The following is a 14,622-nucleotide window of genomic DNA, read 5'->3' as shown; positions in this document are numbered from 1 at the left end:
AGGACCGGACGGGCGGCGCAGAGACCGACGTGTACGACTTCAGGTTGTTGCCGGACTGCCCTTGGCTCTGCAGGACTTAAATCTCGTCGACCCAGAGCCCTCTTTGCTTGAGCATATCGATTAGGCGATCCGCCGCCCCACCAATGTGCTTCGTGGTGAGATCACGCGCCCGTTCGCCATCCCCCTCGCGCAACGCCTTGACGATGAGCGGATGTTCCTCCCGGCTATCGAGAATCTGCCCCTCGATAGCCGCGTAGAAACTGTTAGGCAGCTGCTTCACAACGGTGCCCATCACAAGCGCGAGCCGGGGTGACTCCGCGGCGAGGTTGATTTCGCGGTGGAACAGATGGCCCAAATCCACGAGCGCTTTGTCGTCGCCGTTGGCGGCCGCCTTCTTATACGCTTCATTCATCGCATCCAGCCGTGCAAGGCTCTCCGGGGTGATCCTCTGCGCGGCACGGGCGGCCAGCTCGCCCCCAAGCACTGCTTGCGCCCAGAAGATGTCTCGAACATCCTGGGGAGAGAACGTCGCAACCACGAATCCACGGCGTGGAACGAGTTTCACGAAACCTTCACTGCTCAACAGGAGCAGTCCCTCGCGGACGGGCGTATTGCTCACGCCGACTGCCTCGGCGATGCGCTCCATACGCAGGAATTCACCCTGCTTTACGGCACCGGAGATGATCAGTTCGCGAACATAGGAGGCCACCTCGTCCGGCAGTTGCTGGCGTTTTGGGGCACGTTCCCGTCGGTACGCGAACACGTCGCTGGAAGGAGTTTTCGTCAACGGCTGCAAAGAAGACATGACACATAGTATATCTCCGCCCCAACCAATTCGAGCTTCGTGTAAGATATATTATGTTGATGATCTCGGGCCTCCGGCTTGGCACTTCGGCCCACCCGTGTATCGCAGCTCAAGGGAGAGTCATGGACTTCGGAATCGGTGGTAGGCGAGCAGTCGTGATCGGCGGCAGTTCCGGCCTGGGCCTTGCCAGCGGTGAGGCCCTTGCCGCCGAGGGCGTGAACCTTGTGATCTTCGCCCGCGGGCACGAGCAGCTGGAGACGGTGCGGCACGCCCTCGCCCCCGCCCACGGGGTTCGCGTCGAGACAGTCGCGGGTGACCTGACCAAGCGTAGTGACGTGATCGGGCTCGCCGGGCTGCTCCGCGAGTCCGGCGGAGTGGACATCCTGGTGCTCAACACTCCGCGGCCGCCGAGCCCTATGCGCGATTTCCTCGACGAGGACGATGACACCCGTTGGTCAGAGGCATACCAGAATCAGCTCCACGGAGCCCTGAACGTGTTGCGCGAGGTCACTCCGCTGATCACCGGCAACGGCTTGGGCCGGATCATCGGCACCACGTCCGCGAGCGTCAAGCAGCCCATGCCGCGACACGCCATCTCATCCATCTTCCGCTCTGGTGTCCAGGCCGCGCTGAAGCACCTCTCACTGGAGATCGCCGAACACGCCGTGACCGTCAACTCCGTAGCCCCCGCAACTATCGCAACTCCCACGTTCGCACAGTTCCACGATCTGGAAGCCCGCATCGCAGCGACGCCACTGAAGCGCTCCGGCACGCTCGAGGCGTTCGGGGCGACGGTCGCGTTCCTCGCCTCACAGCATGCGGGTCTTATCACCGGTCAAGTCATCCAGCTCGACGGCGGCAGAACTGCCTCGCTCGTCTGAGGGCGCTCCTATCCGCGCCCGTATCCAACCACTCTCAGGAGGCCACATGTCCAAGCAGCCCCAGCAACCACTTGCCGGACTGCGCGTGATCGAGTGTGCGAGTTTCGTTGCCGGCCCCTCCGGCTGTATGACGCTCGCCCAGCTGGGGGCAAAGGTCATCCGTGTGGACCCAATCGGCGGCGCCCCGGACTTCAAGCGATGGCCCGTCTCGCAGCGTTCCGAGGACAGCCTCTTTTGGACCGGCCTCAATAAGGGAAAGTTGTCCGTGACCCTTGACCTGCGAAGACCAGAGGGGCGCGAACTGCTGCTGGCCCTTGCGGCGGCTCCCGGTCCGGAGGGCGGCGTGCTCGTTGACAACCAGGTTGGCCGGTCCTGGCTCGCCTACGAGAGGCTCGCCGAGCGCCGGGCAGACATCATTCAGGTGCGTATTGGAGGCAACGCCGATGGGCGTCCCGCCGTCGACTACACCGTCAATCCGGAAGTGGGCGTTCCGGGCATCACCGGACCGGACGGCGTATCGGGACCCGTCAATCATGTTCTCCCCGCCTGGGACCTCCTGACTGGCATGACTGCCACCACCGCACTGCTGGCCTCGCTCAGGCACCGCGACCGAACAGGTGAAGGCGCGTACCTTGAGGTGGCGCTCGGTGATGTCGCACTCGCCGGCTTGGCAAACATGGGCTGGTACGCCGAGGCCGACGAGCTTGCCGCTGACCGTCCCAAAGTGGGCAACTACCTCTACGGCAGCTACGGCGTTGACTTCCAAACCTCGGACGGGCACCGCGTAATGGTTGTTGCGCTCACATCCCGGCAGTGGGATGCCCTGCGAAAAATTACCGGAACCGAGAAGGTCTTCGCGGCGCTGGAGGAGGCCCTCGGCGTAGACCTCGCCGAGGAGGGCGACCGCTATCGGCAACGCGAGACCATTACGGCGATCCTCCGCCCGTGGTTCGAGGCCCGCTCCATCGACCAGGTCAGGCAGGCGCTCACAGACGGGCATGCGCTCTGGAGCCGCTACCGCAGCATGACTGAGGTGGTGGAGGAGTTCCGCCGCACCGGGGCACCGTCTGTACTGGCCGACGTCGAACAGCCAGGAATAGGGAACGTGGTCTCGGCGCGCTCCGCAATACGTCTCGACGCCGAATATGGCGCGACCTGCGTCGCGCCTTTCCTCGGCCAGCACACTGACGAAGTGCTCGAACAGCTCTTGGGCTTAAGCCCGGCCGAGCTCGGAAAACTACATGATGACAACGTGATCGGAGCAGCAGCATGACAACACGACGTTCGGTTCTATGTGTGCCGGCCAGCGAACCGGCCAAAGTGGCCAAAGCCTTGGCGTTCGACGTCGACGAGGTCGTCGTCGATCTCGAAGACGCTGTAGCGCCCGCCCGCAAAGACGAGGCACGCACGGCTCTCGGTGCAATCGCGCGCCGCCAGCACGGAACCATCGCCGTCCGGGTCAACGCCCCCGATTCCCCTTGGCTGCTGGACGATCTGGCCGCAGTCGTCGCGAATGACGCGATCACTTCTATCGTTCTGCCCAAGGTTGACAGCACGGACCATATCGCCGCGGTAGAGCGGGAACTCGCCCGGCTTGAGAAGGAGCACGGCCGCGGCGGCGCCGTCGAGATTCAGGCCCTCATCGAGTCGGCAGCTGGCATCGGGAACGTCCGTAGCATCGCCTCAGCGTCACCTCGGGTAGTCTCGCTCATCATCGGCTACGCCGATCTGGGGGCATCGCTGGGCCGCCGCGCAGAGGCCTCATGGCAGTTTGCGCAGGACGCCGTCATTCTGGCCGCGCGCATCGCCGGCATCCAGGCCGTTGACGGCCCGCTGCTGACCGTCCACGCCGACGAAGCACTGGAGGCGGCAGCAGCAACTGCCGAATCACTCGGATTCGACGGCAAATGGGTGATCCATCCCCGTCAGGCCGAGACGGTCCAAGACGCCTTCACACCCGCACCGAAGGATGTCGAAGAAGCACAGGGACTTCTTGCCGCCATGGGCGAGGCCATGAGCGAAGGCCGTGGTGCTGTGGAGTGGCGCGGCCGAATGCTCGACGAAGCTGTCGCTGTGCAGGCCCGCCGGGTGCTTTCCAGGACGGTGGCCTCATGAGCGGCCACGAAGGGCCCTACTTTGATGAGCTGAGCGTGGGCGACGTCTTTGACACCGCCCCGGCCCTGACGCTGAGCGCTGGGCGGGCAGCGGTCCACCAGTCCATCCTCGGCAACCGGCTCCGGTTGTCGCTCGATGCGGGTCTGGCAAAACGTGTGGCCGGCACGGAACTCGCGGACCCGAACTTCGTGTGGGACGTGGCGATCGGACAGTCAACCCTTGTGACCCGCCGAGTGGTGGCGAACCTGTTCTACCGCGGCCTCGCGTTCCACCGGCTTCCCTCCATCGGAGACACCCTTAGCACCAGGACCGAAGTAGTCGGCTTGCGGCAAAATGCCAGCCGACCGAGCGGGTTGGCAGCGCTGCGAATCACCACGCGCGACCAGGAAGACCGCCTCGTACTGGACTTCTGGCGCTGCGCGATGCTGCCCCTCAGCTCACGGGACGTGCAAACGGGGCACGCGGATGACCTGGGCTCCATTGGGACCGCCCCGGACAGTGCTTCCCTGAGCGCCGCCGTGGCCGCATGGGATCTGTCCGGCTTTCCGGCGTCGAATATCGCCAAGGGCGACGCGTGGGTCCTTGAGGCAGGCGATCTCGTCTCCGGCGCCACCGAGTTGGCCCGGCTCTCGCTCAATCTGGCCCACGTTCATCACGATCGCTTCAGCCAGGCGTCCGGGCGCCTGGTCTACGGCGGCCACACCATCGGCCTCGCACTGGCGCAGCTGACGCGAACCCTGCCCAACCTCATCACCATCGCGGGCTGGCACAGCTGCGACCATACCGGCCCGGTCCGCGAAGGCGACACGCTGGTGTCGGCCATCGAAGTCCTGGACGTAGAAGAAGGACAGGCCGGCGGAATCATGGCCGTCACCTTGCGCGTGCTCGTGTCAGCGAAGCGTGACAATCACGCGTCCGAGCCGGTACTCGACTGGACGCTGACCGCGCTCAGCAAATAATTGCGCGGGCACGAAAGTAAAGCACTGAGGGGGTAGGCCATATATGGCCTACCCCCTCAGTGCTTTGCACACCGTTCGACAAGCTAGTTGCTCGCCGCCAATACGGGCCGCAGGCTGTACTCGACCACACGGCTCAACGCGCTCATTGCGCGGTCAGCCTCGGCGTAAGCCGGCACGCCGGCGTTGAGCAATTCCTGAAGTGGACGGCCGGAACCGCCGGTCCACACCACGACGAACGGCTTGGCGGTACTCCGGTAGCCAGCCACCAGACGCTTGACGATCTCATCGGCCCCCTTGTCCGCATTACCCAGAACGAGCATCAGCGCATCGGTCTCGGCATTCTCCGCAGTCACGCGCAGGGCTCGGTCCAGAAGGTCAAGATCGTTGATCATGGCGCCGGTCATATCGATCGGATTGGCTACGGACGCGAAGGAGGGCAGCTGCGCCGCCAGTTCCTCGCGGTCACCGGATTCGGTCCACGGGTCCACGGTAAGGCCCAGTTCGACGGCGCGGTCCGCCGCCAGGGCGCCCACGCCGCCACTCAGCGTGACGATGGTAAGTCGCCGGCCAGCAGCGCGGCGTCCGTCAGAGAATGCCAGTGCCGCGTCAGACCACGCCTGCATGCTTTCAACGCGCACGGCACCGTGCTGGGCAAGCGTTGCATTGAATACCGCATCGTCGCCGGCAATGCTTCCAGTGTGCTTCGCGACGGCGCGGGCACCGGCCGCTGTCCTGCCGGACTTCAGCAGCAACAGTGGCTTGTTGTTGGCGCTGGCCGACTTGGCCAGTTCACTTAGCGCGTCGAGATCCTTAGCGCCCTCGATGTGGCCCATCAGGATCTCCACATCGGGGTTCTCCACCAGGCCGGCCAGCATCTCCACTGACGTGAGATCGGACTCGTTGCCGGTGTTTGCATAAAACCGAGCCCCGAGCCCCAGCGAGTTCATGGTGCTGTATGTGAAGGTGCCCACGGCTCCGGATTGCGAAACCAACGCGATGGGGGAATCCGGCCGCTCACTGTCGTCGTCGAACGCGGTGGAGAAAGTTGCGAAAGCCTTGTCCGGCGCCGAGAAGGTGCCCAGGCAGTTTGGCCCCAGGACCCGCATCCCGCTGCCCCGGGCGATGCGGGTGATCTCGTCCTGGAGGGGCGTACCGGTGTCGCCGGTCTCTGCGAAACCCGACGCGAAAATGGTGGCTGCACCCACCCCGGCGTCGGCGCAGCGCTGCACTGCATCCAGAACCGCGGCGGCAGGTACCACGATGACCGCGAGGTCTACCGGCCCGGGTACAGCAGCGATGTCTTTGTAGGCATCGACTCCCTGAACCTGGTCACGGTGGGGGTTGACGGCAAAGACCTTTCCGGGAAAACCGAACTTGAGCAGGTAGGCCAAGGGCCGCCCGGACAGCTTGTCCGGGTCAGAGGAAGCACCGTAGACGACGACGCTGCGTGGTCGGAAGAAGAGGTCTGCGGCACTGGTCATGGGGCGACAACCCCGTTGAAGTTCGGAGCACGACGTTCACGGTGGGAAGCAACGCCCTCGACAACATCCTGGCCGCCGAAGCCGAGGAACTCGAGTCCGAGTCCGGCGTCAAAAATCGGGGCGTTCTGCCGGTACCACTGGTTGAGGGTGTATTTAGTCCACTGGAGTGCTTCCTGGGCTCCATCGCTCAGCTCGCTGGCGATTTCCCGCGCAGTGTCCAGCAACTCTTCCCTATCCACAGTGACCGAGACCAGACCGGCGCGCTCAGCGGCCTCCCCGGAGATCTCCCGGCAGGTCAGCAGAAGGTACTTGGCCTTCGCCATGCCGCACAGCAGGGGCCACACCATGGCGGCGTGGTCACCGGCAGCAACTCCGAGCCTGGTGTGGCCATCGATGATGCGGGCGTCCTTGGCGGCGATCGAGATATCCGCCATGAGTGCTACCACCAGACCGGCACCGACGGCGGGGCCGTGGATGGCAGAAATAATCGGCTTGTTGCAATTGATGATGTTGTAGAAGAGGTCACGCGACTCCCGCATGATCCGGACCCGCGTGCCGTAATCCTCGATCTGTTTGTCGATGAGGTCAAAACTCCCGCCTGCCGAGAAGGCACGTCCGGCGCCACGCACCAGGACAACGCGTACGTCAGGGTCCTGATCGATGACCGGCCAGATGCGCGGGATCTCCTGGTGGGTTGCCTCGTCAACGGCGTTCAGGCCGGGGCCGTCGAACACCACTTCCAGAACACCGGGCTGGTGATTCTCGAAGGTGAGGCGTTTGAACTGCTCCTTGTACTTTTCGATCATGGTTGTCTCTTTCAACTCGATCATGGTCGTACCTTTCAATTAGTACCCATCGGGATTTGGTGGTCTCGTATGGCGTGTCCCAGCGGGTGGCCGATCTGAGACGGTGGGAGGTGTGACACCTCGAGCCTGCGGTGTGCGAGCGGCGCACGGCTGAACACGCGGCGGCCGGGTACAGCACGCCAGCCATCCGGGCGCAGGCGGCACCACGGAGTCACCGCCATTTAAATCCTCCTCCACAGCTCATACACTTCACTTAACATATAGTATATAGTCGGTAAATAACAGGGAAGCCTATCGCCTTTGATCCCCTATTGAATGAATAAGGAAGCGTGAGCAATTATGGGACGTCTCATGACCACTGACGGACTGACCGATCTCCAGGAAGAGATTCTGCAGGCAGTCCGGCAGTTCGTGGATCGGGAGATCATCCCGGTCGCCACTGAGCTCGAGCACAAAGACGAGTATCCGACCGAGATCGTGGAGGGGCTGAAGGAACTCGGCATTTTCGGCCTCACGATTCCTGAGGAGTATGGCGGGCTGGGCGAATCGCTGCTGACCTACGCCCTCGTCGTCGAAGAGATCGCGCGCGGCTGGATGAGCGTCTCGGGTGTCATCAATACGCACTTCATTGTCGCCTACCTGCTCATGCAGCATGGCACAGAAGCACAAAAGCTGAAGTATCTGCCCCGGATGGCCACCGGCGAAGTGCGCGGCGCGTTCTCCATGTCGGAGCCCGACCTGGGCTCCGATGTTGCCGCCGTCTCGACCAAGGCCAAGCAGCTTACCGATGGCTCGTACGAAATCACCGGCCAAAAGATGTGGCTGACCAACGGCGCGACATCCACGCTCGTCGCGGTGCTGACGAAGACTGACGAGGGCGCCGAGAGTGTGTACCGCAACCTCACGACATTCCTGGTGGAAAAGGAACCCGGGTTCGGAGAGACCGCCCAGGGCGTCACCATTCCGGGAAAGATCGACAAGATGGGCTACAAGGGCGTCGAGACCACAGAGATGTTCCTCGATCAGCACCGGATCTCCGCCGACCAGATCCTGGGCGGCGCCCCCGGCAAGGGTTTCTACCAGATGATGGACGGTGTGGAAGTTGGTCGCGTGAACGTTGGCGCCCGCGCTGTCGGCATCGCCAACCGGGCGTTCGAACTCGCCATTGCCTATGCACAGCAGCGCGAGACGTTCGGTAAGAAGATTGCCGACCACCAGGCCATCCTGTTCCGCCTGGCCGAGATGGCCACCAAAGTCGAAGCCGCGAACGCCATGGTCGTACGCGCCGCCCGCAAGAAGGACTCTGGAGAGCGGAACGACGTCGAGGCCGGCATGGCCAAAATGCTGGCCAGTGAGTACTGCAAGGAGGTCGTGGAGGCGTCGTTCCGGATCCACGGCGGCTACGGCTACTCCAAGGAGTTTGAAATCGAACGGCTCTACCGCGAGGCCGCGTTTATGCTCATCGGCGAAGGCACTTCCGACATCCAGAAGATGATCATTGGCCGCAGTCTCCTCAAGGATTACAAGATCACGATGTGAGGATCCACGCTCGAACAAGGTCATAAGACCATCGCACACGCTCTGTCTCAGGGCGTGTGCGATGTCATGACGGCAACGGGTGGCCTCGGGGGACGCCGCCCCGCTCTATCTCGTCTGTTTTGATTTACTGGAGCGGCGGCGCCTCACGGCGTAGCCGTACTGCAAGGGCCAGTCGGACTGCCGCCCGAGGGCCTCGGCGACGCGTCGAGGCCAGTAGGGCTCGCGCAGCAGCTGGCGTCCGATAAAGACCACGTCCGCGCGCTGCTGGGCGAGAATCTCATCTGCCTGCTCGGGATGCACGATCAGGCCTACCGCTGCTGCAGATATGTCCGCTTCGTTCTTGATGGCATCGGCGAATCTCACCTGGTATCCAAGTCCCGCTGGAATTTCGACGTCCGATACCGTTCCTCCCGTTGAGGTGTCGATAAGGTCGACGCCGTGGTCACCCAGGGTTGAAGCCAGACGGATAGTGTCCTGCAGGGTCCAGCTTCTGCGGGAATCGTTTTTGCTTTCAGCAAGCCAGTCGGTGGCCGACACCCGGAAAAACAACGGAAGGCCCGTGGGCATGACGCCACGGACCGCATCGCTGACTTCGAGGGCGAAGCGGATACGGTTTTCGAAGGATCCTCCGTATTTATCCTCCCGCCGGTTGGTGTGGGGGGAAAGGAACGAATTTATGAGGTATCCGTGGGCGCCGTGAATTTCAATGACTTCAAAGCCGGCGGTCAATGCGCGCCTGGCAGCCTCGGCAAAACCTTGAACAAGCTCCTCGATGTCTCGGGGTCCAAGTTCGTGAGGCGCCGTCGTGTCGCTGAGAGGCAGCGGGCTTGGGCTTACTGTTTCCCAGCCACCTTGGTTGGAATGCAGGCGAGCGCCCGAGCGCCACGGCTTGTCGGAGGAGCCCTTGGGTCCTGCATGCGCGAGCTGGATGGCGGGAATCGCCCCCCACCGCCTGATCGCAGTGGCGACCCGTGAGAAAGCCTGCTCCTGCTCGCCGTTCCAGAGGCCAAGATCCCATGGGGTAATCCGACCGTCAGGGCGAACGGCAGTTGCTTCCACCATGATCAGGCCGGCTCCCCCTGCCGCCCTGCTGGCATAGTGCGTCAAATGCCAGTCAGTGGGAGCTCCCGTGAGGGGCCCTTCGGATTCCGCCGAATACATGCACATCGGGGACATCCAAATGCGGTTGGGTATCGCGACGGAGCGCAGCTTGATGGGATCAAAAAGTAAACTCAACCCGACTCCTGTCAGAGAATGAAGTGGTGTGGCGCACGGATACCACTCAGGGTCGACCAGCCCAGCTGGAAGCGTCCACGCTGGGCGTCAGCCCGGGGACTCCTGGCATCCTGGGCAATGGCTCCGCCAATCAGCCTAATGTGGTCAGTCGAGGGTATAACCAGAGGGGACGACGTGGGTTCCCGCAATCCGATCGACGACCAGCGCGGCTGTGTCCACCTGGGCGTCGCGCCCCATCTCATTCATACACATCTGGTATATCTCGCGCGTCAGGTTGCCCAGCAGCATCGGAACACCAGAGTCGACACCCAACTGGCAAGCAAGGCGAACGTCCTTGTGGGCCAACCCAAGCGTGAAGCCCGCGGCCAGCTTCCCGTTCAGAACGTTGGGCCCCATGATCTTCTCCATGTACGCATTCCGGCCACCGCTGGCCATCAGAATGGTTTGGGCGGTGCAAGGTTCTACTCCATTCTTCGCCGCCAGAGCCATCCCCTCGAAAGTGAGCAGGCGCTGCGCCGCGGAGAGCACATTGTTGACCAACTTGATCACGTGGCCATTACCGACACCGCCGGCATGGAATACGCTCGGGCTTATCGCGGAGAGAATTGGGAGGGCCCGGTCGTACTGTTCCTGGGTCGCACCCACCATGATCGCTATTGTGCCAGCCTCAGCTCCGCGCACACCGCCGCTCACGGGGGCGTCGATCAATGCAACGCCGCGACGCCCGAGTTCCTCGGCCATGGCCCGGGTTACGTGGGGGTCTCCGGTGGTCTGGTCGATGATGAGGGTACCCGGCTTGACAGCGGCGGCGAGTCCGTCGTCCCCGAAGAGGACAGCTCGGACGTGATCGGACGTCGGCAGGCAAAGCAGGATTACCTCGCAACGGCCGCCGAGGTCCGTTAAGCTATCGGCGGCGCTCGAGCCGGCTTCCATCAAGCGGTGGACCGCAGCCTCGTTCTGGTCATGCACCAGCAGGTTGTGCGTCAGCTGCAAGCGCCCTGCGAGTGCCCCGCCCATGCTGCCGAGGCCAACGTATCCGATCTCCATAACCAACCCTCTCTTAGGCGCTCCTTAGGTAAGTGCTCTGGACCAAGGGGCTTGACTGAAAATACACATAAATGATGCGGTGGGACGTAGCACTTACCATCACGACCAAGTGCCATTGGAGGTCGTGATGGTCTCCGGCGCGCGGCTCCTTCCGTCAGCCTTGGCAGGGCTAGTCGCGCAGAAACCGATCAATCTCATGCCACCCAATCTCACGGTTGCGGTGGAGGTTGAAACAGTGCCCGATGTCTTCGAGTTGGGACACGGCCACCTCAGCATCTGCGCCATAGGCCAGCCGTTCGGCCCCGGCAAGCGAACCAGGCAGGACGGGATCGAATTCACCCAGTTGTACATAGACAGGGCATTCGAGGTCCGGAACTCCGGAGACGGAGTTCCGTTGTCTCGCAGCGAGAGCGTCCATCCACAAGCGCCGAGGCATCTGCCCCCGGAGGATTCGATTGTCGAATTGAACGACCTCCGGGTCAGCGGTGGGCGGATGGTAGAAGACTCGGGCCCTTTCCGACGGCGGTAAAGCAGTATAGTCATTCCTCATGGCTTCCTCGCGGACCCCAGGCCCGAATGTTGCCGTACCGCCAGTCGGACCAAATCCCGTGCCGGTAACAACCACGAAGTCGGCACATTGAGACCGGGTTTGTATGTCAACCGCCACGACTGCGCCGAGCGAGTGTCCTACGAGGGCCACTTTGCCTGCTGCCCCTCTAAGCGGGCCGTCGTGACCGCGCATAGATTCGACGGCTTTATCGATTGCCGTACTAACTGACTCTAAATCGACTGAGTCTCCGTGAGGTTTGGAGCTTTGTCCTGATCCCGGCAAATCGATGGCGAGGATGTCGTAGCCCCTCTCGGCCATGTAATTGCAGTAGGAGTAGTTCTGTCCGTTTATGACCCCGGCATCCCAATATCGATGGTCATACGTGTTGCCGTGGATGAGGACTTGCACAAGCCCAAGGGAAGGAGCCCGCGCCGGGTGGAAGTGAGCCGCGAGGATCTCCGGGTTTCCGCCAATATCAATGCCGAAATTGATGCGTCCGGCTTGTTCCACAGTCATATCACTCCTCCAAGACCGCTGTGGCGGCTTCAGGATCCATCCAGCTCGGTGTCTCGAGTCTCACCGAGTACAAGTGTGCATGTGGCGGCGATCCCGCAAATAACAGCGAGTGTGATGCCGAAGGCGATCCCCCCGAATGAACTAATGATCACAGGGGCGAGGAGTGGAACCAGGCCCCCTCCCACCACCCCGGTCAAGTTGTAGGAGAATCCGGTTGCGGTATAGCGGTAACGGGTGTGAAAGATTTCGGGAAGATACGCCCCCAGTGGCCCGTAAATGATTCCAGCGATGAAGAAGGTGAGACAAACCGCCAGCCCAAACGTCACAGCAGACTGAACCTCAAGGATCGGCAACAGTAACAAGGCCCAAACTACTCCGGCGGCGTTGCCTCCGGCGATGACGCGTCGGCGGCCTACGCGGTCCGATGCGATTGCGCCTATGACGACAGCAATTGCGTACACGAACCCTCCCAACACTCCGACCAGGAGCACTGGCGTGCGCTCAAGTTTAAGTGTCGTTAGCCCGTAGTTGGTGAGGTATGTGCTCGACAAGTACGCGAACGAGAAGACCGTCAGGCCGACTCCTGCGGCCAGGAATATTTGGCGCGGCTGGCTCTTTAGAGCTTCGAAGAACGGGATCTTGGATGCGCCACCACGGGCGACTTCCTTTTTGAACACAGGGGTTTCCTCGACCTTGAGCCGTATCCAGAGACCCACGAAGATCAGGAGTCCGCTTGCCAGGAAGGGAAGTCGCCACCCCCAGCTTACGAATGCGTCGTCGTCCATCATCAGGTCGACCAGAAGGAAGGTTCCACTGGCAAAGGGAAGCGGCAGAACTGCACCAAGCTGAGGGAACATGGCGAAGAAGCCCCGCTTGTCCTTTGGTACGTGCTCGGCTACGAACAGAACGGCGCCCGCCCATTCGCCACCGGCGGACACGCCTTGGACGATCCGGGCGAGCACCAGGATGATCGGCGCGGCGACACCAATGACCGACGCCGGCGGGATCAGGCCGACGAACACAGTCGCGGCCCCCATCAGGAGCAAGGTCGCGATCAGCGTCTTTTTTCGGCCGAGGCGATCGCCGAAATGCCCGAAAAGCACGCTACCGAAAGGTCTGGCCACAAAGGCAACCGCAAAGGTCGCCAATGACGCGACGGTTCCGGCCGCCTCTCCCAGAGCCGGGAAGAAGATCTGTGGGAACACCAGCGCTGCCGCGGTGCCGTAGATGATCAGGTCGTATCCCTCGATGAGCGTGCCCACCATACTGGCGGCCGCGACTCGACGATTCTTTCGTCTGAGGGAGACAACCTCTGATGTGCGAGCAGTGACTGTTTCAACAGCCACGCTGTGGTCGTGCTGATCCATGGTTTCCTCCTCTTCATGCGGGGCAGCACCGTTGCCGCCCCGCTGCCTCGCAATCCGGGTGTCGCGTTTTGCCCGGATGAGGCTCTGACCTAGGGGGTGGGAAAACCCACCAGACGGTCGACGTCGTCAAGGCGCCGGTGCCGTACCGCCGACAGGGGTTGGTGCCTGACCCCTAGTCGACGTCGTAGGTGTTGGCGATGTATACATCGCATGTCGCTTTATGAGCCACGCTGTTGGCCACACTCCCCAGCACCCGGCCGAGCCCCCGCATGCGGCGATTGCCGACGACGATGACGCTCGCTCCCACCCGCGCGGCTTCCCTGATGAGCACGTCGGCAGGCTTTCCCCTGGCGATGGAGTACGTGACCTTCAAGCCCGCGGAGGTCAGGCCTGCCGCTACATTCTTGGCCGCCGTTTCAGCGTCGTCAGCATCGGAGACTATCCACTTGTCGCTCCCTGTGCCGATTACGTCGCCGCGGTCACTGCTGAACGCGGAAACAATGAGCAGGGATGCGCTGAGAGCCGTGGCGAGGTTTCCTGCCGACTCTGCAGCCTTGCGGGCAGTTTCGCTGCCGTCCACCCCGACAACAACTGTTCCGGTCATAATTTGCTCCTTTTCCAAGGCGATCGCACCTGTTGGCACTCTGTCATTTGCTCTTCCCCTCGAGGGTCTGAGCGGTCGTCGTATGTTGGTTACCAGCTTCCGATGGGGCTGGCGACCGGGCGGAATAGCTCAGCTGCAATCGTGCTTAGATCGTGGAAACAGGCTGGTCCATGCCTGGTAGCCGGAAGTCCTGTCGATGAACTCTCTTGTGTTCACACCGTCAGAGGCAAGCCAAAATCCAGATGCATCCGGCATGGCGGCGTCTACGAGTCCTTGCCGGTACGGCTTCCCGTTGCGCGTGACGTCAACGAATGTTCCGGCCAAGGACTGCCACTCGTCCGTTAGCTGCATGCTTGCATGCGCCGGGGGCGACCAAAACCGGGTTTCGACCGTTTCAGCGCTGTCTATTACCACGGTTCGCGGGGTTCCCTGTCCTAGATCCGGATGGTGACGGTTTTTGTGTGTGAGTAGGTTTTCATGGCTTCGAGGCCTTTCTCGCGTCCGAATCCCGAGTACTTGAACCCGCCGAAGGGTGTCTCGACCCCGCCGGCGAAGTATTCATTGACGTAGACCTGTCCGGCCTCGATCCTCGCCGCGACCCGGTGCGCCCGGGCAAGATCCCGGGTCCAGACCCCTGCCGCGAGACCGAATTTCGTGTCGTTCGCGATCTCCACTGCTTCCTCTTCATCAGCGAAACGGATCACGCTCAGGACCGG

14 protein-coding genes are annotated in these 14,622 nt (G+C 62.3%); 5 read left to right on the top strand and 9 right to left on the bottom strand.

Features of this window, described 5'->3' with window-relative positions:
- Nucleotides 1–76: 76 nt before the first annotated feature.
- A complete protein-coding gene (locus AB0N24_RS24680; protein ID WP_364130388.1) occupies nucleotides 77–805 on the bottom strand; it encodes a GntR family transcriptional regulator in 729 nt (242 codons plus the stop codon).
- A gap of 122 nt (nucleotides 806–927) precedes the next feature.
- Here AB0N24_RS24680 and AB0N24_RS24675 point away from each other — a divergent pair, with 122 nt between their 5' ends.
- From AB0N24_RS24675 to AB0N24_RS24660, 4 genes are read left to right on the top strand one after another with little or no spacing between them, the layout of a single operon-like run.
- Nucleotides 928–1,686 (top strand): SDR family oxidoreductase, encoded by a 759-nt coding sequence (locus AB0N24_RS24675; protein WP_364130384.1) that lies wholly within the window; start codon nucleotides 928–930, stop codon nucleotides 1,684–1,686.
- Nucleotides 1,687–1,732: 46 nt separating this feature from the next.
- Nucleotides 1,733–2,959 (top strand): CoA transferase, encoded by a 1,227-nt coding sequence (locus tag AB0N24_RS24670; RefSeq protein ID WP_364130381.1) that lies wholly within the window; start codon nucleotides 1,733–1,735, stop codon nucleotides 2,957–2,959.
- Nucleotides 2,956–3,801, top strand: coding sequence for a CoA ester lyase (locus tag AB0N24_RS24665; protein WP_364130378.1), 846 nt, complete (start codon nucleotides 2,956–2,958; stop codon nucleotides 3,799–3,801). Before AB0N24_RS24670 ends, AB0N24_RS24665 begins: the two co-directional genes overlap by 4 nt.
- Entirely contained in the window at nucleotides 3,798–4,760 is a 963-nt protein-coding gene (locus AB0N24_RS24660) for a MaoC family dehydratase (protein ID WP_364130375.1), read from the top strand. The genes AB0N24_RS24665 and AB0N24_RS24660 overlap by 4 nt, the downstream gene beginning before the upstream one ends.
- An 83-nt stretch (nucleotides 4,761–4,843) precedes the next feature.
- Here the strand turns inward: AB0N24_RS24660 and AB0N24_RS24655 are convergent, their stop codons facing one another.
- Both AB0N24_RS24655 and AB0N24_RS24650 read right to left on the bottom strand, forming a co-directional pair.
- Nucleotides 4,844–6,241, bottom strand: coding sequence for a CoA-binding protein (locus AB0N24_RS24655; RefSeq protein WP_364130372.1), 1,398 nt, complete (start codon nucleotides 6,239–6,241; stop codon nucleotides 4,844–4,846).
- Entirely contained in the window at nucleotides 6,238–7,071 is an 834-nt protein-coding gene (locus AB0N24_RS24650) for an enoyl-CoA hydratase/isomerase family protein (RefSeq protein ID WP_364130369.1), read from the bottom strand. Before AB0N24_RS24650 ends, AB0N24_RS24655 begins: the two co-directional genes overlap by 4 nt.
- Nucleotides 7,072–7,386: 315 nt before the next feature.
- On the opposite strand from AB0N24_RS24650, the gene AB0N24_RS24645 reads away from it, so the two are divergent.
- Nucleotides 7,387–8,586 carry an acyl-CoA dehydrogenase family protein gene (locus AB0N24_RS24645; protein WP_364130366.1) on the top strand — a complete coding sequence of 400 codons (1,200 nt, stop codon included), beginning with the start codon at nucleotides 7,387–7,389 and terminating at the stop codon, nucleotides 8,584–8,586.
- Nucleotides 8,587–8,691: 105 nt separating this feature from the next.
- Here the strand turns inward: AB0N24_RS24645 and AB0N24_RS24640 are convergent, their stop codons facing one another.
- From AB0N24_RS24640 to AB0N24_RS24615, 6 genes are all read right to left on the bottom strand, one after another.
- Nucleotides 8,692–9,822 (bottom strand): NADH:flavin oxidoreductase/NADH oxidase, encoded by a 1,131-nt coding sequence (locus AB0N24_RS24640; protein WP_364130363.1) that lies wholly within the window; start codon nucleotides 9,820–9,822, stop codon nucleotides 8,692–8,694.
- Nucleotides 9,823–9,966: 144 nt separating this feature from the next.
- The gene (locus tag AB0N24_RS24635; protein WP_364130360.1) at nucleotides 9,967–10,869 is read right to left on the bottom strand and encodes an NAD(P)-dependent oxidoreductase; all 903 of its coding nucleotides are present in this window, start codon (nucleotides 10,867–10,869) and stop codon (nucleotides 9,967–9,969) included.
- A gap of 169 nt (nucleotides 10,870–11,038) precedes the next feature.
- Nucleotides 11,039–11,935 carry an alpha/beta hydrolase gene (locus AB0N24_RS24630; protein ID WP_364130357.1) on the bottom strand — a complete coding sequence of 299 codons (897 nt, stop codon included), beginning with the start codon at nucleotides 11,933–11,935 and terminating at the stop codon, nucleotides 11,039–11,041.
- A 29-nt stretch (nucleotides 11,936–11,964) separates the two neighbouring features.
- Nucleotides 11,965–13,302: an MFS transporter gene (locus AB0N24_RS24625; RefSeq protein WP_364130354.1), complete on the bottom strand. Its 1,338-nt coding sequence runs from the start codon at nucleotides 13,300–13,302 to the stop codon at nucleotides 11,965–11,967.
- 172 nt (nucleotides 13,303–13,474) lie between these two features.
- Complete coding sequence (locus AB0N24_RS24620; RefSeq protein WP_364130351.1) at nucleotides 13,475–13,906, bottom strand: universal stress protein; 432 nt, start codon at nucleotides 13,904–13,906, stop codon at nucleotides 13,475–13,477.
- 434 nt (nucleotides 13,907–14,340) lie between these two features.
- Nucleotides 14,341–14,622: aldehyde dehydrogenase family protein (locus AB0N24_RS24615; protein WP_364130348.1), on the bottom strand; the 282-nt coding region annotated here is incomplete at its 5' end.

Origin of the sequence: Arthrobacter sp. NPDC093128, assembly GCF_040683875.1 — a bacterium.
GTDB lineage: Bacteria > Actinomycetota > Actinomycetes > Actinomycetales > Micrococcaceae > Arthrobacter.
The sequence above is the reverse complement of the archived record's forward strand: the minus strand, read 5'-3'. Positions and strand labels throughout refer to the sequence as shown.

Coding starts and splice junctions, on each gene's coding strand:
- AB0N24_RS24680 (WP_364130388.1), bottom strand. CDS start 805: ATGTCTTCTTTGCAGCCGTTGACGAAAACTCCTTCCAGCGACGTGTTC.
- AB0N24_RS24675 (WP_364130384.1), top strand. CDS start 928: ATGGACTTCGGAATCGGTGGTAGGCGAGCAGTCGTGATCGGCGGCAGT.
- AB0N24_RS24670 (WP_364130381.1), top strand. CDS start 1,733: ATGTCCAAGCAGCCCCAGCAACCACTTGCCGGACTGCGCGTGATCGAG.
- AB0N24_RS24665 (WP_364130378.1), top strand. CDS start 2,956: ATGACAACACGACGTTCGGTTCTATGTGTGCCGGCCAGCGAACCGGCC.
- AB0N24_RS24660 (WP_364130375.1), top strand. CDS start 3,798: ATGAGCGGCCACGAAGGGCCCTACTTTGATGAGCTGAGCGTGGGCGAC.
- AB0N24_RS24655 (WP_364130372.1), bottom strand. CDS start 6,241: ATGACCAGTGCCGCAGACCTCTTCTTCCGACCACGCAGCGTCGTCGTC.
- AB0N24_RS24650 (WP_364130369.1), bottom strand. CDS start 7,071: ATGATCGAGTTGAAAGAGACAACCATGATCGAAAAGTACAAGGAGCAG.
- AB0N24_RS24645 (WP_364130366.1), top strand. CDS start 7,387: ATGGGACGTCTCATGACCACTGACGGACTGACCGATCTCCAGGAAGAG.
- AB0N24_RS24635 (WP_364130360.1), bottom strand. CDS start 10,869: ATGGAGATCGGATACGTTGGCCTCGGCAGCATGGGCGGGGCACTCGCA.
- AB0N24_RS24630 (WP_364130357.1), bottom strand. CDS start 11,935: ATGACTGTGGAACAAGCCGGACGCATCAATTTCGGCATTGATATTGGC.
- AB0N24_RS24625 (WP_364130354.1), bottom strand. CDS start 13,302: ATGGATCAGCACGACCACAGCGTGGCTGTTGAAACAGTCACTGCTCGC.
- AB0N24_RS24620 (WP_364130351.1), bottom strand. CDS start 13,906: ATGACCGGAACAGTTGTTGTCGGGGTGGACGGCAGCGAAACTGCCCGC.